This window comes from Streptomyces caelestis (assembly GCF_014205255.1).
GTDB lineage: Bacteria > Actinomycetota > Actinomycetes > Streptomycetales > Streptomycetaceae > Streptomyces > Streptomyces caelestis.
On the sequence record NZ_JACHNE010000001.1, the window covers coordinates 8,833,453 to 8,856,459 of the forward strand.

The window sequence follows — 23,007 nt, forward strand, 5'->3', positions numbered from 1 at the left end:
CCACAGGCCGGACGGGACGGCACACAGAGCGATGGCGTGGGCGGCGCGGCGAGCCCAGGCAGGCGCAGGTGCGGAGGTGGGGAGAGGGGCCTGCGGGGTGGCTGCGGTGATTCGAGTTGGCCAGGGTGAGCTGTCGCAGCGGGCCGAGTGCGCCTCGATGGGGTTGGCCCAGGAGGCGTAGCTCGGGGTGAGGCACAGTTCGACCTTGTTCTTCTTCGCCCAGCGGCGGATGTCCGTGCCGGTGTGGGCGGAGAGGTTGTCCAGGATGATGTAGATCGGGGCGCCGTCGGGTCGTGGCGGCGCGGATCGACTTCAGCGCGGCCAGGCTGCCGGCGGTGCCATTGCGGCGGCGGTTGACGCCCCACAGGGTGTCGTCACGAGAGCCTGGTGGGGCGAGTGGTGGCCGTCTGGATGACGAAGTCCTCGTCGTCAGGGGCGAACAGGCGGGACGGCCTCCCGCCCATCGAGGCCCGGGCAGGCCAGGCCGAGCTCGTTGAACCGGTGGATCACCTCCCGCACCGTGTCCTCGTCGGCCTGGACCAACTGGGCGATCACCGGGACGCGGTCCCCGCCGGCGGACGCCAGCAGCATCATCGCCCGCCCGGTAGCGCACCGAGCCGGTACTGCCCCGGCACACGATCGGCAGTCCCACACCTCCAGCGGTCAGAACGGACGTCACCACCCCATCCAACCAACCGACCCAACCGCCGACCCGGCGAACCTTCCCGGTCAGAGCACTAGCGCCGATGTACGGACACGACCTCGTACGGTACGAGGTCGAGCGTCGCAATGCTCAAGACCTGCTCCATGCACGCCCGCACCTCCGCGTCCTCGCGCGCGGCCGCCAGATCTGCCTGCGAGCGCCACTGGTTGTAGTTGGCCACTCGATTGCCCTCAAGGCCCCGGTGAATATTGGCCTGCACGTAACCAGGCTGCTTCGGCATGACCTCCCGCGCCATGTACTGGAGCAGCTCGATGAGACGTTGCTGATTCTCTGGCGCGACGGTGAAGACATTGATGTACGTGACCAGGTCGCCACCCGTACTGATCTCGGTCATGCTCAGTGTCTCCTCCAGGTCCGGTGAACCACGGTGTCCGTCGCAGGAGGCAACATCATCGGGGCCGCGTTTCTTCCAGGCCATGGCACGTTGGCGCGCAACGCGTAGACGGAAGCCTGCGGGTTCGTGATCAAAGGTCCGCGTGTCACAAGACGGTCGTTTGCCGCATCCAGGATTCCCGCGCGTGAGTCGTCGAGTGTTCACTCGGCTCCGCCCGCCATCGCGCGCCGAACCCCAGAGTCAGGGCCTCCCGGGTCCTGGCGGCCCGATGGGCTTGCTTGCCAACTCTCATCCCATCATTGGTTACACCGTACTCTTCGTGTACGGTGTAACCAAGATTGCTGATTCAGAGGAAGCCATGACCCAGCAGACTGTGGCGCACGCTTTCGCGGCACTGATGAATGGCCACGACCCCGACGCCGTGGACGGGTTCGTCGCCGAGGGCTACATCAACCACAACCCCTACGTCGAGGACGGCCGGGAGGCCAACCGGGCCTTTTGGACCCGCTGGTTCGCGGCGTTCCCGGACACCCGGGTGACCCTGGAGGACGTCCTGGTCTCCGGGGACCGGGTGGCGGGCAGGTTCACCTACCGCGCTACCCACCTCGGGTCGCTGCTCGGCGAGGAGCCCACTGGCCGCGAGGTGGAGATGCGGTCGCTGGACATCTGGCGGGTACGCGACGGCATGGCCGTCGAGCACTGGGATGAACTGAACGCCGTCGAGTTCTTCTCTCAGCTGGGCCTGCTCCCGCCGGTGAAGGTGCCCGGCGGCCAGGACGGCGGACACGGTCACTGATGGCCACCTCCGCACACCAGCCCGAGCGTTCCCGAGCCCAGCAGCGCCGGGACCGGGAACGCGCCGAGGCCCGCGCCACCATCCTCGCCGCCGCTCGCGAACTGGCCCGCACCGAGGGATGGGATGCGGTGAGCATGAGGCGGTTGGCCGATCGGATCGGCTACTCCGCCAACTTCGCCTACCGCTACTTCAAAGGCCGCGACGACATTCTGCTGGCGTTCGTCCGGGACGGATTCGCCCGCCTTGCCGACGCGATGGACACGGCGGGTGGTTCGCTGGAATCCACTGCGGCGGCCTACCTGGACTTCGCACTGGACGAGCCGGATCTCTACCAGGTGATGTACGGCCTGGGGGGAGTCCGGGTGCCTGCCGCAGCGACCGAGGACGAGGGCGCTGCGGTCGGCGCCGTGATCGCCCGCACTCTCGGGGTCAGCGACCCCTACGACGACCGGATCGCCCGGCTCTGGGCCACCGCGCACGGACTTGCCGCGCTGCACGCGATCGGCAAGCTGCCCGCGGAGCGCGCACACCTGCACGCCCTGCTCTCGGCAAGCGTCGCCGATCTGACCCGCACCGCGCCGCACCCTCAAGGAGCCGAGTCATGACCGCCGCACCCGCCCTCGCCGACCGGTGGACCGCTGACGACATTCCGGACCAGACCGGCCGCACGGCGATCGTCACCGGTGCCAACAGCGGGCTGGGCTATGTCACCGCACGCGAACTCGCCCGCTGCGGAGCTCGCGTGGTACTGACGGCCAGGAATCCGGACAAGGGCAGGGCGGCGCTGGAAATGCTCCGTGACGAACAGCCCGGGAGCATGGTCGAGCTGCGCCGGCTCGACCTGGCCGACCTCGACTCGGTCCGCGCCTTCGCCGACACGGTCGACAGCCCGGTGGACATGCTGATCAACAATGCCGGGATCATGATGCCGCCCCGATCCCTGACCGCACAGGGATTCGAGTCCCAGTTCGGCACCAACCATCTCGGCCACTTCGCACTGACCGGGCTGCTACTCGACCGACTGATGGCCGGCCGGGATCCGCGGGTGGTGACCGTCAGCTCCACGCTGCACAAGAGCGGGTCCATTCGCTTCGACGACCTGAACGGCGAACGCTCCTACTCGCCCCGCGCGTTCTACGCCCAGTCCAAGTACGCCAACGTTCTCTTCGGCCTGGAACTGGGCCGGCGACTGCGCTCCCAGGGCAGCCTGGTACGCAGCCTGCTCGCCCACCCCGGCTACTCGGCCACGAACCTGCAGTCCACGGGCCCGACCGGGATACTCAACGCGATCCTGAAGGTCACCAACCGGCTGATCGCCCAAGACGTCGAGAAGGGCGCCCTCAACCAGCTCTACGCCGCCGTCCAACCGCAAGTCCAGAGCGGCCAGTTCATCGGACCCGACGGACGCAACGAGTCCAAGGGCTACCCGACGCTCGTACAGCCCGCGGAATCCGCGAAGAACCTTGGCACCGCCCGTCGGCTCTGGGACCTCTCCGAGCGGCTCACTGGAGTCCGCTACGGGCTTCCCGGCTGAGAGTACTTGGCGGACATCCTAGGTCGCGCAGCTGCGGGAGGAGGCCGAGCGGGTGCAGGCTGCGCTGGCTGGCTGGTGCATCGGCACCGCTGGGGGCGCGGCATGAACCGTCTCCTGCAATTGATGGCGTGGGGTGCGGGGGTCTGCTCGTCCGGCATGGAGTGGAATTCGTCGGGCACGGACTGCTCGTACAGACACACTCCATCGACATCGACATCGACCGGAAGTGGTGGCGCTGGTGTCCCTGGCGTGTGTTTCTGCCGGAAGGATTTGCCGCCTGCCGGTTCCGTGACCAACCGCAGGTGCTACCACCCTGCTACCATCGAGAGGTGACTTCCACGAAGAAGCAGACCCAGGTCCGGCTCGAGGAAGACGTGCTCGCCGCAGGCAAGGCCGCTGCGGCCGCCCGACGGCTGGACTTCAACAAATACGTCGAGCGGCTCATCATCGAGGACACCACCGGCGCCCGCGCCGCCGGCATGACAGCCGCCCAGCGGCTCATCGATGAGCACGGCGCGTTCCTCGACGACCTGGAGCAGCAGCTCGACGCCCCGTACGCCGACCCGCAGCCCGGCGCCGCCGCGTGATCCTGCACGTCGACGAGTCCTGGATCCTCGAGGTGGCCGAGCGAGCCGGGCAGCGCGACCCGGCCGCCGACGACTACGGCGTCCCCATCGCCGCCGTCGCCCGCCACCGCGGCGAACTCCTCGACACACCCGTCTACGACGGCGCCTACGCCCGCGCCGCCGCCCTCGTACACAACCTGGGCCGCTGCCGCTGGCTGGAACGCTCCAACCTCACCGTCGCCTGCGCCGTCGCCGTCATGTATCTCGAGGCCAGCAACATTCCGGTCAACCCCACCCGCGAACAGCTCGCCGCACTCGCCCACGAACTGAACAATCCCCGCTGCACCACCGCCCGCATCGCTTCCTACCTGCGCACCTGGAAACCCTGATCCCAGACCGGGCGGTGCTCGTCTTCTGACACAGGCGAGTGAGCCGGGGAGGAGCGGCGACAACAGGAGCACAGCGGGTCCGTGCCGACTGCGTGACCGGGCCCACACCCTCACGCAGGGGCCCACACGGCTACACCGGCCGCCCCCTCCAGTCCGAGGTCGGCCCGCGCCTGGAGCTGTGCAAGGTCGCGGGTGAGGGTGGCGAGGCCTGAACTCCCGGTAGGAGTGTCAGGACAAATGCGGCTTACATTGACGGCCCGGTGGCCGCCCTCAGGTTGGCTTGCGCCACACGGAGATGTGCTTCGCGGAGTCCTGGGTGAACGGCGCCCCGTCCCAGTCCGCGATGCGACGTTCCAGCTCGAGCCCAGCGATCCGTGCCATCAGGTCGAGCTCCGCCGGCCAGGCGTACCGGTGCCGGGAGCTGCCGCGACGGTAGCGGCCGTCATCGCCGTCGCGGGTGAAGTGGTGCGAGACGAGAATCTGCTCCACCAGGTCAAAGGTGTCGAAGCCGAGATGCTGCTCGGAGACGTCGAACGGCACAGCGACCTGGCCGGGCGGCAGAAACCGCAGCGGCGGCACGCCCAGCTCGATGACGAATCGGCCGCCGGGCTCCAGATGACGTGCGGCGTTGCGGAAGCACTCGACCTGCTCGTCCTGCGTGAGCAGGTTCGTGATGGTGTTGTAGACGAGATAGACCAGGGTGAACTCGCCGGGGACCACGGTGGCAGCCATGTTCCCGATGGCTACCGGAAGGGCGCTCTCGTCGATCTTGCGCCGCAAAACGGCTGCCATGTGCTCGGACAGTTCGATGCCCACTACCGGCACGCCGCGTTCTCGGAGCGGGACGCCCACTCGTCCGGTTCCGATGGCGAACTCCAGCGCCCGGCCGTCTCCGGCGAGCTCGGCGAGGAAGTGGAGAGTTGGTTCGAGAACCGCAGCCGAGGACATTTCGGTCTCTTCGGCGTCATAGCGGTCAGCGGTCGCGCGGGTCCACAGTTCACTGCTCGTCACGGGCGGCCACTTTGCCGAGTACCGAGGGGCGCTGTCGACGTATTTATCTTCCAGCGGTTCCGACTGCACAGCTCGCGGCAGGCCGGTACAGACTTCTCAGGGCACCGTTCGGCTCGGGGCGCGAGGCCGCGGCAGTGGTGCTAGGCCAGCACCACGCGCGACGTCATTCGGATTCATCGGTGGCGGCGTCCGAACTCCTACAAGAGTGACTGGCCGGCACCAGAGGCCCGCGCCCTCGCTGGCGCGGGCCCGGGATCACGGGCTGAACGTGGCTACTCCGTGCTGATCCGTGTGCCGATCACGATGTCGGGCACGGCGGCCCCGTCCCCTGCCGAGAGATCGACTCCATCAATCACCGAGGAGGCCGCGTTGTATGCCCGCTGATACAGCGCCCGCTCGCTGGGGGTGTTGGCCACCATCGGAAGAGTGCCCTGAGCGGTGCCGGCTGCCGGCCGGTGAGTGGGATGCGCAGCATCTCCTTGTCGAAGGCGCCCTCCTTGGCTTCCCGGGGACCTTCACGCTGCTGTAGCGGCTTCCGGCCTGGGAGCGCAGCAGTCACCACGTCGGTTGGCGCACAGCCGATCGGCCTTGGCACGCCAGCGGCTTTCTCCAGGCGCGTCCGATGCCTTCTCGATCACATAGGACACCGTCTTAGAGGTCCTAACAAAGGCGTTGGACGTGTCGGTGGGTGATGAGGCAGGTGGCGTGGCCAAGGAAGGCTTCGTGGATGTCGTCGCGTCTTTCCCGGCGGATGCGCAGGCGGCGGAAGCCGTGGAGCCAGGAGATGGTGCGTTCGACGACCCAGCGGAAGATGCCCAGGCCGGAGCCGTGCGGCTGTCCGCGTTCGGCGACCACGGGCCGGATACCGCGTTTCCGCGGCAGCCGCCGGTGCTTGTCGTGGTCATAGCCGCGGTCGGCGAAGAGCATGTCCGGCCGTCTGCGTGGCCGTCCGACGACGCCGGCCACGGGTGGGACCTTGTCCAGCAGGGGCAGGAGTTGGGTGACGTCGTTACGGTTCCCGCCGGTCAGCGACACTGCGAGCGGGACGCCCTGGCCATCGACAAGGACGTGGTGTTTGCTGCCCGGCCGTGCGCGGTCGACCGGGCTGGGACCGCTTTTGGGCCTCTGCGGGCCGCCCGCACGTGGGAGGAGTCGATCACCGCCCGCGACCAGTCCAGCTGCTTCGCCGACCGCAGCCTCTTCAGCAGCACCAAGTGCAGCTGGTCCCACACGCCGGCCTCGTTCCAGGCGGCCAGGCGTCGCCAGCACGTCATACCCGAACCAAAGCCCAGCTCCTGCGGCAGGTACTCCCACTGGATGCCGGTGTGCAGCACGAACAGGATCCCGCACAGGGCCTGCCGGTCAGGCACTCGCGGCCGGCCCGCCACCAGCTTCGGCCCCGGCTCGGGCAGTAACGGCTCGATGAGCGACCACAGTTCGTCCGACACGATCCACGGCCGCGACTGACGTTTCCCCACGACCCGACCAACGAGCAGACAAGCCCGATGGTCACTTGATCAACAACTTCTGTTAGGACCTCTTACTGATCTTTTCGTAAGTTCGGTGGGTGTGGTGGCCGTGTGGGTGGGAGGCTGTCGGGGTGGCATATCAACCTTCCCCTTCGGTTGCCGGCTCCTCCCTTCCTCCTTTGTCTCGGCCTCAGTTGGCGGAGGCGCGTCGTGTTCGGGCAGTCGAGTTGTTCGAGGGCGGCGTCTCGAATGCGGAGATCGCGAGGGCGGTGGGGGTGTGTGCCGAGAGTGTGCGGCGTTGGCGGCGGGTGTGGGAGCAAGACGGTGCTTCGGGCCTGCGGCGACGGGCAGCCACCGGACGCCCACCCAAGCTGGACGACACCCAGGTCGAGATGGTCCGGGCCGCGTTGGAGCAAGGTGCCCAGGCTCATGGTTTCGAGGCCGACCTGTGGACCCTGGAACGAGTCGGCGCGGTCGTCACCCGGGCAACGGGGGTGGTGTTGTCGAGGGCGTCGGTGTGGCGGCTGCTGACCGGCCGGCTCGGATGGAGCCTGCAACGGCCCGAGCGGCGGGCGGTCGAGCGGGACGAGTCGGAGATCGCCCGCTGGATCGCGCACGAGTGGCCGCGCATCAAAAAGGGGCCGTGAACACACGTGCCTGGATCGTCTTCCTCGACGAATCAGGCGTCTCCCTGCTCCCTCAGATCCGCCGCACCTACTCGCCCCGAGGGCGGACTCCGCTCCTGCGGCACCGTCTGAACTGGAAGCGCGCGTCGATGGCCGGAGCCTTGGGCTACCACTCCACCGACCCCGATCGCGGGGCCCGCCTGTGCTTCCACCTCAAGCCCGGCAGCTACGACACCGCCGGGCTCATCGAGGTCCTGGAGCAGGTGAAGGTGTTCTACCGCGGCGAGCGAGTGGTCCTGGTCTGGGACGGCCTGTCCGCCCACTGGAGCCGGGCGATGCGGGCCTGGGTCGCCGAACAGGACTGGCTCACCCTGGAACGATTACCCGCCTACGCTCCCGAGCTGAACCCGGTGGAACTGCTGTGGTCCTCGCTCAAGAAGCGTGAACTCGCCAACCTCGCCGGCGACCACCTCGCCGATGTCGCCGACGCCACCGAGCAAGGCATCCACCGCATCAACACCAACCCCGGACTGCCATGGTCATTCCTCGCCCATACCGGCCTGACCATCCGTCCACCACACCCACCGAACTTACGAAAAGATCAGTAAGCGGGACGTTCCGTAACGTAACTGCTGCTCCTCCCCTTGATGTCTGCACACGCGCTCTACTCAAGAGTCGGGGGGTTCACGTGGCACGGGCTTGGTGGATTCTGGGCTCGTGGACGCAGCTGTGGCGGGGCAACGAGCGGAGCACCTGGCGCACGTCTAGTGCCGTGACTGGGAAGGTTCGCCGGGTTGCTGATCGCGGGTCGCAACAGCATCGGTCCTCCGTCTGGTGGAAGCCCGCGCGCGGCCGAGGCCCGGACGTGGTCGGCTGGAGGCAGTATCACGCGGTGACGGCTTTGACCTGGCTCACCGACGGCCATCCGCGTGGGTGTGTCTTGGCACGGCGAGAGGAGCGGCCATGACCAGCCGCACAGTTCAGGACCGGCTGTTCATTGGCGGGGACATGGTCTCGCCTGCCTCGGAAGACGTGATCGAGGTCATCTCTCCGGTCACGGAGGAGCGGGTCGGTACGGCTCCCTCATCGACGCCTGCGGATATCGACCGGGCAGTACGCGCGGCGCGCGCCGCCTTTGATGATGGCCCCTGGCCCCGCATGTCTCCACAGGAGCGTGCGAACGCGCTGGGTCCGTTCGGCGAGTACCTGCGCGCACGTGTCCCCGAGATCGCACAGCTGATCACCACGGAGATGGGTTCGCCGATCAGCTTCTCGAACCAGCTCCAGGCACCGGTTCCCGTGATGGTTCTGGACTACAACCGGGAACTCGCCATGACATTCCCCTTCGAGCAGGATCGAGCAGGTCTCAGCGGTCCGGCGCGGATCCTTCGCGAGCCGGTGGGTGTCGTAGGGCAGATCGTGCCGTGGAACGCGCCGCTCATCCTGACGATGGTGAATCTTGCTCCCGCCCTGATCGCCGGCTGCACCGTCGTGCTGAAGCCCGCGCCGGAGACCCCGCTGGACGCATACCTGCTCGCTGAGGCTGCCATGGAGGCCGGTCTGCCCCCGGGTGTCCTCAACATCGTGCCCGCCGACCGGGAGAACAGTGAGGCACTCGTGCGGCACCCGCTGGTCGACAAGATCAGCTTCACGGGCAGTTCCGCCGTAGGGCGGCGGATCGGCGCGCTGTGCGGCGAGCAGTTCAAGCGCGTCACCCTCGAGTGCGGCGGGAAGTCGCCCGCCATCATCCTCGAGGACGCCGACATCGACAACGTCGTCCCCGCCCTCATGCCGTACGCGATCATGATGTCCGGCCAGCACTGCCTGGCACAGACCCGGATCCTCGCTCACCGCAGCCGCTACCGGCAGGTTGTGGAAGCGATCTCGCAATCAGCTGCTGCGCTGCGGGTCGGCGATCCGGATGACCCCTCGACGGAGGTCGGCCCCCTGGTGGCCGAGCGCCAGCGGCGGCGGGTCGAGGACTACATCGCCGGCGGGCGGCAGGACGGCGCGACGATCACGGTCGGCGGCAGCCGGCCCGCGAGCCAGTCGAAGGGCTGGTATGTCGAACCGACGATCTTCGCAGACGTAGACAGCTCCATGCGCATCGCACAGGAGGAGATCTTTGGCCCCGTGCTCGTCGTCATCCCCTTCGAGGACGACAACGACGCGGTCCGTATCGCGAACGACTCGAAGTACGGCCTGTCGGGAAGCATCTGGACCAACGACCTGGACCGGGCCATGCGCATCGCTCGCCAGGTGCGCACGGGGACCTTGACGCTGAACGGGTACCGGATCGAGTTCGCCGCCCCCTTCGGCGGATACAAGGAATCCGGGATCGGCCGCGAGTTCGGGCCTGAGGGCCTCAGCTCGTTCCTGGAGTACAAGACGATCAATTTGCCTGGCGACCTGGTGCCGTGACCGGGAAAGGTCCGGCGATCAGGCCCCGGCCTGGACCGCTCTGCCGCCCCTGCCGGTCGCTCTCTCACTGCGGATGCGGGCTCGTTCGCGTCGCTGTGCGGCCAGGACTCAGGGTGACGGGCGCTGTCGTTGCGCCAGTGCAGGTAGGCGTGCAGGGTCCGGGTCCGCACGGTGTGGTTGGAGTGGTGGGAATGGGCGAGGGTGAACTGCCGCAGCGGCCCGAAATGGGCCTCGATGGGGTTGGCCCAGGAGGCGTAGGTCGGCGTGAAGCACAGCTCGACCTTGTTCTTCGCCGCCCAGCGCCGGACGCGCCAGTTCAGGTGGGCGGAGAGATTGTCGAGGACCACGTAGATCGGAGCCCCGTCGGGTCGGGCCGCGCGGATGGATCTGAGTGCTGACCAGGTGTGGTCGATGCCTTTGCGGCGCTGGTTGACGCCCCACAACTGGTCATCGCCGCCGGAATAGCAGCCGTGGAAGTAGGTGATGCCGTGGGCGCGGCGGTAGGTGGCCGGCAATCGGTCTGCACGTCCCTGTTCGGCCCAGCAGGAGTCCGCGGTCGGACGGATGCCCAGGGGGCCGAATTCATCGAACGCGAAAGTGCGGCGCGGGCGCTCGTTGATCGCGTACTCGATCCGCTCCAGCTTGGCATCGAAGTCAGGATCCGGGGATTCCTTCCAGGTCTTCGTGCGCTGGAAGGCCCGCGGCGGGCCAGTAAGAGGTCCTAACAAAGGCGTTGGACGTGTCGGTGGGTGATGAGGCAGGTGGCGTGGCCAAGGAAGGCTTCGTGGATGTCGTCGCGTCTTTCCCGGCGGATGCGCAGGCGGCGGAAGCCGTGGAGCCAGGAGATGGTGCGTTCGACGACCCAGCGGAAGATGCCCAGGCCGGAGCCGTGCGGCTGTCCGCGTTCGGCGACCACGGGCCGGATACCGCGTTTCCGCGGCAGCCGCCGGTGCTTGTCGTGGTCATAGCCGCGGTCGGCGAAGAGCATGTCCGGCCGTCTGCGTGGCCGTCCGACGACGCCGGCCACGGGTGGGACCTTGTCCAGCAGGGGCAGGAGTTGGGTGACGTCGTTACGGTTCCCGCCGGTCAGCGACACTGCGAGCGGGACGCCCTGGCCATCGACAAGGACGTGGTGTTTGCTGCCCGGCCGTGCGCGGTCGACCGGGCTGGGACCGCTTTTGGGCCTCTGCGGGCCGCCCGCACGTGGGAGGAGTCGATCACCGCCCGCGACCAGTCCAGCTGCTTCGCCGACCGCAGCCTCTTCAGCAGCACCAAGTGCAGCTGGTCCCACACGCCGGCCTCGTTCCAGGCGGCCAGGCGTCGCCAGCACGTCATACCCGAACCAAAGCCCAGCTCCTGCGGCAGGTACTCCCACTGGATGCCGGTGTGCAGCACGAACAGGATCCCGCACAGGGCCTGCCGGTCAGGCACTCGCGGCCGGCCCGCCACCAGCTTCGGCCCCGGCTCGGGCAGTAACGGCTCGATGAGCGACCACAGTTCGTCCGACACGATCCACGGCCGCGACTGACGTTTCCCCACGACCCGACCAACGAGCAGACAAGCCCGATGGTCACTTGATCAACAACTTCTGTTAGGACCTCTAAGCGGCGCAGGGTCTTCCGGCCGATCCGGACCGGTCGGGAGATGTTGCGTCGCAAGTGATCGACGAGCTTGCGGATCGACCAGCGGGTGAAGGGCTTGCCGAGCTGGGTCGGGCGGGTGGTGGCCGTCTGGACGACGAAGTCCTCGTCATCGGGGCCGAGTAGGCGGGACGGCCTCCCGCCCACTGTGGGTCCGGACAGGACAGCCCGACCTCGTTGAAGCGGTGGGTCACATCACGGACGGTGTCCTCGTCAGCCTGCACCAGTCGTGCGATGGCCGGGAGCGTGCTGCCGCCCGCCGAAGCCAGCAGCATCATCGCCCGCCGGAACCGCACCCGCTCGTGCTGTCTCGCCGCACGACCTGCCGCAGCTTCTGCCCCTCCTGCTCGGTCAGCATGCGTGCCCGGACCGGTCGCGCCATCCCGCCTCCACACCAAACCGGAAGTGAGGTCACATCCAACCGCCTCAAGCGCCACCATGACCAACCCGGCGAACGTTCCCGGCCACAGCACTAGGTGGCAGCGCAGCCGTACGCCGGGCTCGCCAGGTTCCCGAGTTGCCCCTTCAGCGTGGGCCGTGTTCGTGCGATACGCGACCTTGTGCCTCGGCCGAAAGGTCTAGAAGCCGATGGGGCGGGTCTTGTCGGCGAGGGGGACGGCGGCCCCTTTTCAGGCATTTTGCACAGGGTTCGCCTCCAGGGTTGACTCAACGGCATACGTAAGGCTGACAAGACCGCCTCTCCCGTCAGCCCCAGGTCCTCGGAATTTCGGCTGATCCGCAGGACCCGTACGAACCGGACGATGGAGAAGTTCCGGCCAGGCCGGCCGGGAACGGCGCCCGCGCCGTCTCTGCCGTCGATCGGAGCAGTCCTCGTGACCACCGCCTCGCCCGCCACCCCCCGCATCAACGCCGTAGCCGCCCGTGCCACGGAGCTCTCCAAGGTCTACGGACAGGGCGAGACCCAGGTGGTCGCCCTCGACCGGGTCAGTGTCGACTTCGGACAGTCGCAGTTCACTGCGATCATGGGCCCGTCGGGCTCCGGCAAATCCACGCTGATGCACTGCGTCGCCGGACTCGACAGCTTCTCCTCCGGATCGGTCCGCGTCGGCGACACCGAACTCGGCTCCCTGAAGGACAAGCAGCTCACCAAGCTGCGCCGGGACAAGATCGGCTTCATCTTCCAGGCGTTCAACCTGCTGCCGACCCTCACCGCCCTGGAGAACATCACCCTCCCCATGGACATCGCGGGCCGCAGGCCGGACAAGCAGTGGCTCGACACCGTCATTGAGATGGTCCGCCTCTCCGATCGCCTCACCCACCGCCCCGCCCAGCTCTCCGGCGGCCAGCAGCAGCGCGTCGCCGTCGCTCGGGCTCTCGCCTCCAAGCCGGACATCGTCTTCGCTGACGAGCCCACCGGCAACCTGGACTCCCGCTCGGGTGCCGAAGTCCTCGGCTTCCTGCGCCACTCCGTACGGGAGTTGGGCCAGACCGTCGTCATGGTCACCCACGATCCCGTGGCCGCCTCCTACGCGGACCGTGTCATCTTCTTCGGCGACGGACAGATCGTCGACGAGATGTACCAGCCCACCGCCGAAGGTGTCCTGGACCGCATCAAGGCCTTCGACACCAAGTTCCGTACGAGCTGAATCACGAGCTGAGTGACGAGCTGAGTCACGAACCGAATCGTACGAACCAACCCGCGTACCTCACCATCAGCCGCCCTCCACCCCCGGCCCCACTCGCGCCCTCAGCCTCGCCCTCACCCACCAGGACCAACCACCATGCTCCGAACAGCCCTGCGCAACATCCTCACCCACAAAGCCAGACTCCTGATGACCCTCCTCGCCGTCATGCTCGGCGTCGCCTTCGTCTCCGGCAGCCTGGTCTTCACCGACACCCTCGCCAACGCCTACCGCAACCAGGCGGCCAAGGGCTACGCCCACGTGGACGTCGAGGTCCGGGCATACGCGTCCGGCTCCGGTGAGAACCCCGGACTCAGCCGGAAGGCCCTCGACGAGATCGCCGGACTCGACGGGGTCGCCGAGGCCGCCGGGCGGGTCTACGGAGATGCCTCCGTCGCAGACAAGGACGGCAAGCTCCTCGGCAGCGCCCTGTTCAACGCGGGCGCCAACTTCGCGCCGGGGAAGGACGGCCAGGACGGGCTGTATGTGTTCCCCGACGGCAGCGGTCCCACCGAGGCCGGGCAGGTCGCCCTCGACAAGGCCTCGGCCGCCCGGGGCGGGTACCACGTCGGCGACACCGTGCGCGTCGCCACCAAGGGTCCGGCGAAGACGTACACGCTCTCCGGCATCTTCACCACCGAGGACAGCGCCGTGGCCGACGGCGGCAGCCTGGTGCTGTTCGACACTCCGGTTGCCCAGCGGCTCTATCTCAAGCCGGACCGGTACCAGACCGTCACCGTCACCGCCGCTCCCGGTGCCTCGAACACCGAGCTCGCCGCCACCATCGGGAAGCTGCTTCCGGACTACGCGGAAGCCCAGACGGGTCGGCAACTCGCCAACCAGGAAGCCGATTTGGCCGAGGCGGACGCGTCGAATCTCAACTCGATGCTGCTCGCCTTCGCCGCCGTCGCGCTCGTCGTCAGCGTCTTCCTGATCGCCAACACCTTCACCATGCTGGCCGCCCAGCGCACCAGGGAACTCGCCCTGTTGCGCGCCGTCGGTGCCTCCCGCAAGCAGGTCACCCGTTCCGTCCTGGCCGAGGCGATGGTGCTCGGGGCCCTCGCCTCCGTCGCTGGTCTTGCCCTCGGGGTGGGCGCGACCGTCGTACTGCGGTCAACCAGCGGCGGTTTGGGCGGGGAATTTCCGGACGGTCCGGTGATCGTCACGTCCACGACCGTCATCGTCGCGTTCGCCGTCGGTGTCCTGGTCACCATGCTGGCCGCCTGGATGCCCGCCCGCCGTGCCGCGAAGATCCCGCCGGTCGCGGCGATGAGCAGCGTGCATCTACCGGCCACCACCAAGTCCCTGGTCCTACGGAACTCCCTGGGCGGCCTCCTCACGCTGCTCGGCGTGGCCGTGAGCGTCCAGGGTGGGAGGGCCGGCGGCTCCGGGGGCGGGGCGCTCGTCGGGCTCGGAGCCATCCTGGCGCTGGTCGGGGTGATGCTGCTGATCCCGCTGCTGTCCCGGCCCGCCGTCGCCGCGGTACGGCCGCTGCTGCGCGCCGTCGGGATCGAGGGCACGCTCGCCGGCCAGAACGCCGTACGCAACCCGCGCCGCACCGGCGCCACCGCCTCCGCGCTGACCATCGGCCTGACGCTGGTCACCGCGCTGACCGTGCTCGGGGTCACCCTCGGTCAGGCCGTGGACAAGATGACCACGGACATCGTCAAGGCCGACTACATGGTCACCGCGATCGGCGGCTCGGGCCTGGACGCCTCGGCGGTCGCCGCCCTGCGCAAGGCCGAGGGCGTCAACGCGGTCTCCCAGGAGCAGCCCGCGTCCATGCGACTCGGCGGCAGTCTGCAGCCGGTCTCCGGCGTCACCCCCGCGGACTTCCAGAGAGCCATCCACCTCACCACGGTCTCCGGCTCGCTGGGCACCCTCGCCCGGGGACAGATCGCCGTCGCCGACGACATCGCGCGGTCCAACGGCTGGAAGACCGGCGACAGCGTGCCGGTGACGTACGACGACGCCAAGAGCGGCAAGCTGACGGTCGGGGCCGTCTTCGAGCGCAACACTGTCGTCTCGCCGGTCGTCGTCTCGACGGACGTACTCGAGCCGCACGAGGCGGAGTCGGTCATCTCGCGGATCTACGTCAAGACGGACGGCGGCGAGAGCGCCGCGAACAAGCGGGCCGTCGTCGACGCCCTCGCCGGCAACCCGGCGATCGAGATCGGCGACCGCCAGGACATCCGGGCCGAGTTCGGCGGGTTCATCAACACCGCGCTGAACGTCATGTACGGGCTGCTCGCGATGTCGTTGGTCATCGCGGTGCTCGGCATCGTGAACACCCTCGCGATGTCGGTCTTCGAGCGGCAGCGGGAGATCGGCATGCTGCGGGCGACCGGCCTGGACCGGCGGCGTGTGAAGCGGATGATCCGCCTGGAGGCCGTGGTCATCTCGGTCTTCGGCGCGGCGATCGGGCTCGGCCTCGGCGCCTTCCTGGGCTGGGCCGTTGGCGAGACCGTGGCGTCGAGCGTCCCGGGTTACGCGCTGGTTCTGCCCTGGGGCCGCTTCGCGCTCTTCCTGCTGCTGGCAGCACTGGTCGGCACGCTGGCGGCCATGTGGCCGGCCCGTAGTGCCGCCCGGCTGAACATGCTCACCGCCATCAAGAACGAGTAGCGCATCGCCGTACGCACAGAGCGAATCGGCCGTACGCACAGTCCGCGCACCTTTCCCGGTGCGCGGACCTGCGCGTTTCAGGATGCGGGAACGCGGTGGCCAGCTCGGTACCGCGCCTTGAGCGCAGCATCACCTGCCCCGCGTCGACGGAGACCAGGGCCCGGAACCCGTCCCACTTGCGTTCCGCGGCCCAGCCGGGCCGCAGGTCAGGATCTGGCACGGGCGAGGTCGGCATCGGCTCGGGCAGGGTCCACGTCACGCACCATGCCTTCCACGCTGGTCGGCCGCCGTTCGAGTGCTATGACCTGGGCACTGCCTCAGGCGAGCGAGGCGATCTTCCCGCGTGACACTGCTCGTCGGTCCCTTTCGACCCGCACCGCCACCGCGAACTAAGGCAAGGCGACCGTGCAGGCGTGGGACCGGGCCCATCCGCGTCTGACTCACCGAGCCGCCTGGCTGGACCACGAAGGCGAACTGCCACTGATCGAGAGCACGCTGGTCCGGCTGGAGGTCGAGCATTTGTCGAAGGACCGGGCGCGCCGGCGGTATGGTTGTGGTCCTCCAAAATCGGAACCTCCGCCAGCACCTGCCCTGCCCCGCCAGAGCACCAAAACCCCACCGGCCCGGCCCCGGAAGACCGCCCGGCATCCCGAACAGACACCGGGCACCCCGCTACGACGTGGGCAAAACCATCCGCCGCGAGAAGACCCTTATCGCCCTATAACGGTTGAAAGGTTAAAGAACAAGCTCAGGAGCGCGTGTTGACGTACCGCACGCCCGGGCCCCCACTTCTCCATGGCCGGCGCCATGCACCACTGGCACAGTGGGCAGTCGCCACGGACGTACTTGTGGGTTTTGTGCTGGCACAGGGCGCACGGCCCGACCTGGTCGCCTGGGCAGGTCAGTGCGGAGGGGTCTGGCTCGGTGACCGGCGGCACGGGAGTCGTCATCGTGGCGCGCCCTGTTCTGGGCGACCAGCACCGGTCGCCTTGGAACCGGCGTCCGACGAGGGCCTTGATCCGGGACAGAGTCCAGGTCTGGTCCGGCCAGCCGTGCGCCACCGGCCCCTTGGCCAACTCCTGCTCCAGAACGGTGAACAGCTCGTCACTGAGCAGCGGCAACGACGCCGGTCTCTGGGGGTCAGGGCTCTCGGCCCGTCCTGGGAGCAGGCCCTGCGCAAGCGCTGCACCGACCGGACACTGCCCCGCAGGTCGTGCGCGATGACCGCGTTCTCGTCGCCCCGGGCGAACCGCTCGGCCGCCTGCATCCTCAACTTCTCGCGGAAGGCCCGCCGCGCGTCGGCCAGCCGGCCCCCTTGCGCATACCTCATGCAGTCGGCATACCGCAGGGATCATGAACCGTCAGCCCCTGCCGACACCACGCTTTGAAGCTCAGCAGTTCAGAGAAGTAACCAAACCAAAGCATGTGTAAAAGGTGCGCAGCCGCACCTTTGCCGGGGAGCCCATCGGGGCGGACAGGGCGGCCAGCTCAGGCGTGGAGCTGGACGGGGTAACCCATGTCGTCGATGTCGCGGAGCACGCTGACGGCAAGCCTGATCCAGGAGGCGGCGGCGGTCTCATCGAGCGGCTAGCGGTCGGGCGCGGCGGCCGGCTCCACGCGGGCCGCGCCGGTGCGACCCAGTGTGGGACTCGTATCGGATCTTGGAAAACCGCACTCCAGACGGGAACGCCAGCAAGCGCAGCAACGTGTCCAAGCCGCGATGGACACTCCGAGGTGGCGATTGCGGACATGGAGGGGCGCTCTTATGGCTGTTAAGGCAGATGCCGGGTAGACGATCCATCACAAACTTGTGTGGGGGACGAAGGAGAGGATGTCGGGGCAGTGGCTGTGAAGGCGATGGGATGGGCGCACTCGTTCCCCATGTCCGAGGGAGTGCGCGCCGGACGGGAGTGGACACGCAGGCGTCTCGAGTCCCTGCCCTGGGCCGCTGCCGAGCCGAACACGGTGGACACCATCGTGCTGGCTGTGTCCGAGCTGATCACCAATGCGCACATCCACGCGCACAGCGACGCGCACCTGGTCCTCACGTGGGACGGCGACTGCCTTCATGTGAGCGTCCACGACGAGGACCCGACGCTGCCGCGCCAGCGCGAACCACAGCCGGGGGAAGTATCCGGCCGCGGAGTAGCAATCGTGCGTAAGCTCGCCGATGAGTGGGGGATGAGGTGCCAGCGGCACGGCAAAACGGTGACGGCATGCTTCCGTCCCGCCGATACCGATGCCAGCACCGACCGGCATGGTGGCAACAGCGGTTGACTTCTGCTCACCGGTGAAGCCCGCTGTGGAGGAGAAGTGTCGTGTGTCTGGCACGAGGATCGAGTGATACGCGGTCCTGGAACACCAATTGGCCGCACGCGCGGGCGTCCCAGATGTCGCCAGCCGGCGCGAGCCACACCCCAGCCAGCCGCGTTACCAACCTCTCCGAACAGCACACCTAGATCCGAGCCGACGACGTCTCCTACGGCGACCTGCCCGCGTTCGGGCTGATCGACGCGGTCAGCGTGCTGTTGGCGGGGCTGCGGGCGCGCCGGGACGCCCAGATGTGTCGGACCGGCATGGCGCGGGCCGCGACCGACTGCCCGTCCGGCTATGTGTGTATCTACCCCGAGACCAACTTCGGCAGGCAGCCATGAGCGAAGCGGGCCGTGGACGGCAGCGTGAAGGACCTCCCCTCCGCGATCCGTGACCGCGGCAGTTCCGTCCGCAACAACTCCGACCGCACCGCCCGTGTGTAGGAGAAGCGCAACCGCAGCGGCCGGCGGGTCTGCGTCACCCGCAGCGGCGGCTCCATCCACGACCTGCGCGGCTACAACCTCAACGACCAGACCCGCTCCCTGAAAGGCAACCGCACCCGAGCCCGCCCGGCCGTGTGTGCACGCCGGTGTTTGGGTGGGACACCTCAGCGGTTCGGCTTCTCGGTCCAGGGTCTACAGGGCCGTCCTCATCACGGAGTCATCAGCGCGAGCCAGGGCCCAGAATGCGCCCTGAACATCGGTCGTCAGGCCCTGGTCCGCCGGTGGCTGGTGATCACCGCACGAGTCGCGTCCCCCACCGCACGTTTCGTGAGCAACGATCGGGGAGCCTGACGTCTTACTCGCAACGATGCACGAGCTCGTCAGGCGGCAGGGTGGATGACGAGCTTGAACTCGGCGAGGGTCAAAAGACGCGGGTTGGCGTCGTTGTGCGTGACACGGAGCGCAACCGGGGTGCCTGGGTCGACGAAGACGCCGTGGTTCTTGACGTAGAACTGGCCGCCGGGCGTCGGTGTGCGGTGCTCGGTCGCCGTGGTGTCGTTGGGGTTGGGCGTCAGGCCCAGCGGGTCACGTACGTACTGGTCGCGCAGCTCGCCGTAGCCGCCCGTGCCGCTGGCGGCCTCCCATTGGATCATCGCGTGCAGGTGGCCCCAGCCGGCTTTGGACGGCCAGATCAGGCCGCTGCGGTCGTCTGTCGCCCAGTCACTCACCACGTAGCCGTCCGGCTGGACGGCCTGGTGCATTCCGAATCGGTCCGTCGGCTCCGCCGCGCCGAAGGGGAAACGGACGATCTTGTACGCGGTCCCCGGCGCGATCAGCTGCGGCGTATCGACCTTGAGAGAGCAGACCTGCACACCGGGCGCAACGCCACCATCCGTAGCCATAGTTCATCACTGCCCGCTACCGGCCGGCGACATGCCCACGCCGCAGTGCCGCGATCCGCCACGCGCCCTTCTCGCAGTGGCGCGGCCTGGCCGCACGAAGTCACCCAGAGCTGGGGCGGGGATGCTCAAGGGGCCCCATCAGTCACCGACCTGTCCGGTAAGCAGCCACCCGGGTCAACGAACCAGCCCGGGCCAGGCCGTCGACACGTCACCCACTCGCCGCACCGCTCATGCACAGCGAAGCTCACCATGAAGGCAGGGTGGCTAGGCGAGATCGGCCAGGAACAAGGCGGCGAGCAGAGTGCCGGCCGCGAAGGCCTGGCCTGGGACCGGTGTACCAGGCAAGGCACCTTGCGCGAGACGAACCTCGACACCCTCTGTGCTGGCCAGTACAACGCACTGGTTGAGGCCGCACGGTCGAGGACAGCCGAGTGGGCGGCTGGTCAGGTGGCCGTCGCCACGGCGGCGTGCAGCTCGCGCACACCGCTGGTGCGGGGGTGCCGCTTGGCGAGTTCGTGGACGATGCTGCGGATCGCGGGCCGGTCGCGGACCTCGCCGGGGCTGGCCCGGTAGGCGTCCAGCAGGGCGCGGGCGGTCTGCTCGGGGCGGTTCCACGCCCACCAGGCCCGTGCCATGTCGGTACCCAGGCGTGCCTTGCGCTCGGCGGTCGGGAACTGTGCGGCCCGCAGATCCTTCCCGGCTTCCAGAGCGGCGCCAGCGTCGCCGAGAGCCCAGTGCACGCCGACGGCGTACAGGTCGACGGCGGCCGGGCTGACAGGGAACAGACGGCCCGCGGGAGCGATCTGCGGCAACCGGCGGGCGGCGCGGCGGGCCTCCTCGGTCATCGACAGCGCCTCAGCCCGTTGCCCGCCCCGGGCGGCGGTGTAAGCGAGGGTGCACAGCATCTGCGCGTATGCGGCCGCCGACGCGTCGGTGCGCAGCCCGGTCGCCTCCACGGTGGCGGCCGCCGCCGTCATGATGCGCTGGGCATCGACGTTGCGGTCCTGGTGGCGCAGCACGATAGCCAGTTCCCGGGCGGCGGCCGCCGCCGCGAGCGGGGAACCGGACACTTCGGCCCACGTGCGCGCGCGGTCCGCGGTGAGCCGTGCGCGTGCGTACGAGCCGACCTTGACGAGCACGGCGGAGGCCAGGGTGTAAACGGAGGAGAGCCGAGCTTGGTCGAGGTCACGCCGGGACGCGGCCGCAGCGTGCCCGTCCGCGATGACACCGGGCAGCACGGCCAGGAGCCGCCCGTGCACGCCCCTGTCGAACAGGTCGCGGGCGGTGGCCAGGCGGGGTGCCGTGGCGGTGGGTGGCGACAGAGATGACACGAAACGCCCAGCGCACATCGTCGATTTGACTCTGGCCCACCGAGCCGCCCTCGAGGTCGGCGTGCCCCGACACGTCCTGGTCGGGTCGACGGTCAGAGGAAGTGCGACAGCTGCCATGGTGTGCAGGTCGGCCTCATGCGTGACTACCCGTACGACTCGGTGATGGCCGAGCGGGTCCTCGGCCAGGGGTACCTGTACCTGCTGACCGCGATGGCCCACCGGGGCGAGAAGCTGGGGCTCGCGCCCGGCAAGATCGTCGACATCGGCGTCCACACGATCATCCTCGACACCGTGGCGTTCTTCGACCTGTGCGATCGCTTCAACGGCGGCCAGTACTTGCACCATGTGCCGAAGGTCGACTTCAAGAACGACGGGTCTGTGATGCGGACGGCCCACCTGATCCCGGCCGACGGCTGGGAGGTCGACCTGTCGCTGTGGGCGGACGCGGCCGACTACAGCCCGTGCCACCCGGGCAGCGACTCGCACTGACCGCTCGCAGGGTGGGAGCCTCGGGGTCACGGCCGTGTGGCCAAGGTCCCTTCGGCGCGCCTGGGTGACATTTCGGCGAACGGGCCTGGCGCCTGGCTGCAACCGCCAGGATGGGGCGGGTGACATCCAGCACCGCAGACCTCTGGCACCACTACGGCCGCACCCGCGTCGGCACTGACCGCGAGGTGCCTGTCGCGTTCTACTGGAACTGGGGCCAGGACGCCGGACCCGGACCGGAAATCCTGGGCGACCTGACGGAAAAATGCGTGGGCGACCTCGGCGCCGGAGCGGCCCGGCACGCCGCGTACCTGGCGACTCGTCACCATCCCGCCCAGGTCATCGCGGTGGATGCCTCGCCTGCCCAGCACGCCATGGCGACCGATCTGTACGGGCACCTTGCCCCACGCCTGCGCATCGTGCACTCCGACGTCGTGAACCACCTGCACGCCTCGGCCGCCACGTACGACATGCTCTACAGCGTCTTCGGGGCCGTCGACTTCACCGACCCGGGCAAGCTGCTGCCCGCGGCGGCCGCCGCGCTGCGGCCCGGCGGGCGACTGGTGTTCTCCACCCTCGCCCACTACCTGTCCGGGAAGATGGCCCAGCCCGATGTGGTGCACGCCGACATCCCGGCGAAGAGGCCGGATGGCGAGGCGGCCACGATGCGCCGCTGGGTACTCCAGGAGCACGTGTGGACCAAGGCGCTCGATGCGGCCGGGTTCACCCAGATCGATGTCGACGTGCTGCCCGCCACCGGTGAGGGCCCTCGCACCGCCGGCACACTGTTGGTGAGCGCCCGCCTTCCGAAGTGACGCAGGCGACGCGGACGAGCGTGGACTCCCCGTCGGTCAGCTGGTGCCGTACCTGAACGCGACGAGGGTATTCAGCGGCGCGCGACCGGCTCTTGCAACTCGGTCACCGCATGCCCCGGTCGGGCCACAGGAGGGAACGGAGCCGCCCGCCCTACTTGGCATAGTGGACCCTGCCAGAGTGGCGAGGAAGGAAGGTCATGGACGAGGAACCGGAACGCTACCGGGTCGAGTTCGCGAGTGGTACTGCCGCATCGGTGGCGAAGCGGCGCTCGTTTCGCGACCACGAGCGCAACGACATTGAGTCCGACTTGCCCGGATGGCCTTCTGGACAGGCCTTCGCGGTGCGCGGATTCTTCGGCCAGCTCGGCCAGCACGTCCAGACTGTCGTTACCGGGCTCCTGATGTTGCCGCTTCACATCATCGCCGACGCCCTTGGCAGTCCCGCGTCCCCCGAGAGGCGGGGGAAGCTGGAGGAGCCTGAGAACGAGGTCGACGACTTCCCCGTCATGTGGGCGGGCGTGGGCGAGACGGCTCGCACGCTGCCCTGGCAGCTCGATCCCTCCCGGCGGTCTTGGCGCATGGTGACCGAGATGGAAGTGGCCGAGTCGGATGGGCTGGTGCGCGTCCTGTCGTACGAGGACACGGCGCGGGGCAGTCGGTTCGTTTCGTGGGGCGGTGGCGAGAAGGTCCCGGGATCCGAGGCCGTCCTATGGTCGTTGCCTCGGAAGGACGTCGTCGGCGCGGAGATCAAGAGTTTCAGCGTGGCCGAGTCCGACTTCAAAATCTCCTTCCGGGATGGTTCGTGGGCGCGGCTGACGACCTCGTCGTACGGCGCGCAGGGGATCGTGGCTCTTCTCAGTTCGAGCACGTCCAGCCAGGTTGGACAGGTCGGCGCGCTCCGCGTACCGCCCGCCAACAGCCCCTAGAAGGCTGATGAAGATC

At 68.5% G+C, this 23,007-nt stretch carries 19 protein-coding genes and 9 pseudogenes; 16 read left to right on the plus strand and 12 right to left on the minus strand.

What is annotated here, in order from left to right; genetic code table 11:
• Window positions 1-97: 97 nt before the first annotated feature.
• Window positions 98-691: pseudogene (locus tag HDA41_RS42125) on the minus strand (helix-turn-helix domain-containing protein); the annotation flags it as partial.
• A 46-nt stretch (window positions 692-737) separates the two neighbouring features.
• Entirely contained in the window at window positions 738-1,058 is a 321-nt protein-coding gene (locus HDA41_RS40025; RefSeq protein ID WP_184992899.1) for an antibiotic biosynthesis monooxygenase family protein, read from the minus strand.
• A 358-nt stretch (window positions 1,059-1,416) separates the two neighbouring features.
• Between HDA41_RS40025 and HDA41_RS40030 the strand changes: the two genes are divergently transcribed.
• The 5 genes from HDA41_RS40030 (at window position 1,417) to HDA41_RS40050 (ending at window position 4,343) form a co-directional block, all read left to right on the plus strand.
• A complete protein-coding gene (locus HDA41_RS40030) occupies window positions 1,417-1,854 on the plus strand; it encodes an ester cyclase (protein WP_184992901.1) in 438 nt (145 codons plus the stop codon).
• Window positions 1,854-2,459 carry a TetR/AcrR family transcriptional regulator gene (locus HDA41_RS40035; RefSeq protein WP_184992903.1) on the plus strand — a complete coding sequence of 202 codons (606 nt, stop codon included), beginning with the start codon at window positions 1,854-1,856 and terminating at the stop codon, window positions 2,457-2,459. Before HDA41_RS40030 ends, HDA41_RS40035 begins: the two co-directional genes overlap by 1 nt.
• Window positions 2,456-3,388, plus strand: a complete 933-nt coding sequence (locus HDA41_RS40040) for an oxidoreductase (protein WP_184992905.1) — start codon at window positions 2,456-2,458, stop codon at window positions 3,386-3,388. Before HDA41_RS40035 ends, HDA41_RS40040 begins: the two co-directional genes overlap by 4 nt.
• Window positions 3,389-3,717: 329 nt before the next feature.
• Window positions 3,718-3,975, plus strand: coding sequence for a hypothetical protein (locus HDA41_RS40045; protein WP_230299887.1), 258 nt, complete (start codon window positions 3,718-3,720; stop codon window positions 3,973-3,975).
• Complete coding sequence (locus HDA41_RS40050) at window positions 3,972-4,343, plus strand: fic family toxin-antitoxin system, toxin component (RefSeq protein WP_184992907.1); 372 nt, start codon at window positions 3,972-3,974, stop codon at window positions 4,341-4,343. The genes HDA41_RS40045 and HDA41_RS40050 overlap by 4 nt, the downstream gene beginning before the upstream one ends.
• 270 nt (window positions 4,344-4,613) lie before the next feature.
• On the opposite strand, the gene HDA41_RS40055 is transcribed toward HDA41_RS40050, so the two are convergent.
• The 3 genes and pseudogenes from HDA41_RS40055 to HDA41_RS40065 all read right to left on the minus strand — a co-directional run bounded on the left by HDA41_RS40055 (window position 4,614) and on the right by HDA41_RS40065 (window position 6,832).
• Window positions 4,614-5,354 carry a class I SAM-dependent DNA methyltransferase gene (locus HDA41_RS40055; RefSeq protein WP_184994139.1) on the minus strand — a complete coding sequence of 247 codons (741 nt, stop codon included), beginning with the start codon at window positions 5,352-5,354 and terminating at the stop codon, window positions 4,614-4,616.
• A 272-nt stretch (window positions 5,355-5,626) separates the two neighbouring features.
• On the minus strand, window positions 5,627-5,773 hold the full coding sequence (locus tag HDA41_RS40060; protein ID WP_184992909.1) for a hypothetical protein: 147 nt from the start codon (window positions 5,771-5,773) through the stop codon (window positions 5,627-5,629).
• Window positions 5,774-6,014: 241 nt separating this feature from the next.
• A pseudogene (locus HDA41_RS40065) lies at window positions 6,015-6,832 on the minus strand (IS5 family transposase).
• Window positions 6,833-6,954: 122 nt separating this feature from the next.
• Here HDA41_RS40065 and HDA41_RS40070 point away from each other — a divergent pair.
• The 3 genes from HDA41_RS40070 to HDA41_RS40080 all read left to right on the plus strand — a co-directional run bounded on the left by HDA41_RS40070 (window position 6,955) and on the right by HDA41_RS40080 (window position 9,870).
• Window positions 6,955-7,470 (plus strand): winged helix-turn-helix domain-containing protein, encoded by a 516-nt coding sequence (locus HDA41_RS40070; RefSeq protein ID WP_230299892.1) that lies wholly within the window; start codon window positions 6,955-6,957, stop codon window positions 7,468-7,470.
• A complete protein-coding gene (locus HDA41_RS40075) occupies window positions 7,467-8,057 on the plus strand; it encodes a transposase (RefSeq protein ID WP_184985255.1) in 591 nt (196 codons plus the stop codon). The genes HDA41_RS40070 and HDA41_RS40075 overlap by 4 nt, the downstream gene beginning before the upstream one ends.
• 355 nt (window positions 8,058-8,412) lie before the next feature.
• Window positions 8,413-9,870, plus strand: coding sequence for an aldehyde dehydrogenase (locus tag HDA41_RS40080; protein WP_184994141.1), 1,458 nt, complete (start codon window positions 8,413-8,415; stop codon window positions 9,868-9,870).
• An 18-nt stretch (window positions 9,871-9,888) separates the two neighbouring features.
• Here the strand turns inward: HDA41_RS40080 and HDA41_RS40085 are convergent.
• The 4 pseudogenes from HDA41_RS40085 to HDA41_RS42970 form a co-directional block, all read right to left on the minus strand.
• A pseudogene (locus tag HDA41_RS40085) lies at window positions 9,889-10,568 on the minus strand (transposase); the annotation flags it as partial.
• Between the two features lie 23 nt (window positions 10,569-10,591).
• Window positions 10,592-11,409 (minus strand): annotated as a pseudogene (locus tag HDA41_RS40090) (IS5 family transposase).
• A 62-nt stretch (window positions 11,410-11,471) separates the two neighbouring features.
• A pseudogene (locus HDA41_RS40095) lies at window positions 11,472-11,892 on the minus strand (helix-turn-helix domain-containing protein); the annotation flags it as partial.
• Between the two features lie 103 nt (window positions 11,893-11,995).
• A pseudogene (locus tag HDA41_RS42970) lies at window positions 11,996-12,058 on the minus strand (hypothetical protein); the annotation flags it as partial.
• A gap of 285 nt (window positions 12,059-12,343) precedes the next feature.
• Here HDA41_RS42970 and HDA41_RS40100 point away from each other — a divergent pair.
• The 3 genes and pseudogenes from HDA41_RS40100 to HDA41_RS42130 form a co-directional block, all read left to right on the plus strand.
• On the plus strand, window positions 12,344-13,117 hold the full coding sequence (locus HDA41_RS40100; protein ID WP_230299884.1) for an ABC transporter ATP-binding protein: 774 nt from the start codon (window positions 12,344-12,346) through the stop codon (window positions 13,115-13,117).
• Between the two features lie 135 nt (window positions 13,118-13,252).
• The gene (locus HDA41_RS40105) at window positions 13,253-15,775 is read left to right on the plus strand and encodes an ABC transporter permease (RefSeq protein WP_184992913.1); all 2,523 of its coding nucleotides are present in this window, start codon (window positions 13,253-13,255) and stop codon (window positions 15,773-15,775) included.
• 393 nt (window positions 15,776-16,168) lie between these two features.
• Window positions 16,169-16,499, plus strand: a pseudogene (locus HDA41_RS42130) (NF041680 family putative transposase); the annotation flags it as partial.
• Window positions 16,500-16,767: 268 nt separating this feature from the next.
• Here HDA41_RS42130 and HDA41_RS43050 read toward each other — a convergent pair.
• A pseudogene (locus HDA41_RS43050) lies at window positions 16,768-17,105 on the minus strand (IS630 family transposase); the annotation flags it as partial.
• A gap of 512 nt (window positions 17,106-17,617) precedes the next feature.
• On the opposite strand from HDA41_RS43050, the gene HDA41_RS40110 reads away from it, so the two are divergent.
• Window positions 17,618-18,052, plus strand: a complete 435-nt coding sequence (locus HDA41_RS40110; RefSeq protein WP_059416889.1) for an ATP-binding protein — start codon at window positions 17,618-17,620, stop codon at window positions 18,050-18,052.
• Between the two features lie 299 nt (window positions 18,053-18,351).
• The gene (locus HDA41_RS42135; protein ID WP_260423763.1) at window positions 18,352-18,429 is read left to right on the plus strand and encodes a peptidase inhibitor family I36 protein; all 78 of its coding nucleotides are present in this window, start codon (window positions 18,352-18,354) and stop codon (window positions 18,427-18,429) included.
• Window positions 18,430-18,911: 482 nt separating this feature from the next.
• On the opposite strand, the gene HDA41_RS40120 is transcribed toward HDA41_RS42135, so the two are convergent.
• A complete protein-coding gene (locus HDA41_RS40120) occupies window positions 18,912-19,433 on the minus strand; it encodes a hypothetical protein (RefSeq protein WP_184992915.1) in 522 nt (173 codons plus the stop codon).
• Window positions 19,434-19,876: 443 nt separating this feature from the next.
• A pseudogene (locus tag HDA41_RS40125) lies at window positions 19,877-20,731 on the minus strand (transcriptional regulator); the annotation flags it as partial.
• Window positions 20,732-20,899: 168 nt separating this feature from the next.
• Between HDA41_RS40125 and HDA41_RS40130 the strand changes: the two are divergent.
• The 3 genes from HDA41_RS40130 (at window position 20,900) to HDA41_RS40140 (ending at window position 22,991) form a co-directional block, all read left to right on the plus strand.
• Window positions 20,900-21,253 (plus strand): glycine-rich domain-containing protein, encoded by a 354-nt coding sequence (locus HDA41_RS40130; RefSeq protein ID WP_184992917.1) that lies wholly within the window; start codon window positions 20,900-20,902, stop codon window positions 21,251-21,253.
• A gap of 119 nt (window positions 21,254-21,372) precedes the next feature.
• Entirely contained in the window at window positions 21,373-22,065 is a 693-nt protein-coding gene (locus tag HDA41_RS40135) for a class I SAM-dependent methyltransferase (protein WP_230299883.1), read from the plus strand.
• 197 nt (window positions 22,066-22,262) lie between these two features.
• A complete protein-coding gene (locus tag HDA41_RS40140; RefSeq protein ID WP_184992921.1) occupies window positions 22,263-22,991 on the plus strand; it encodes a hypothetical protein in 729 nt (242 codons plus the stop codon).
• Window positions 22,992-23,007 lie beyond the last annotated feature (16 nt).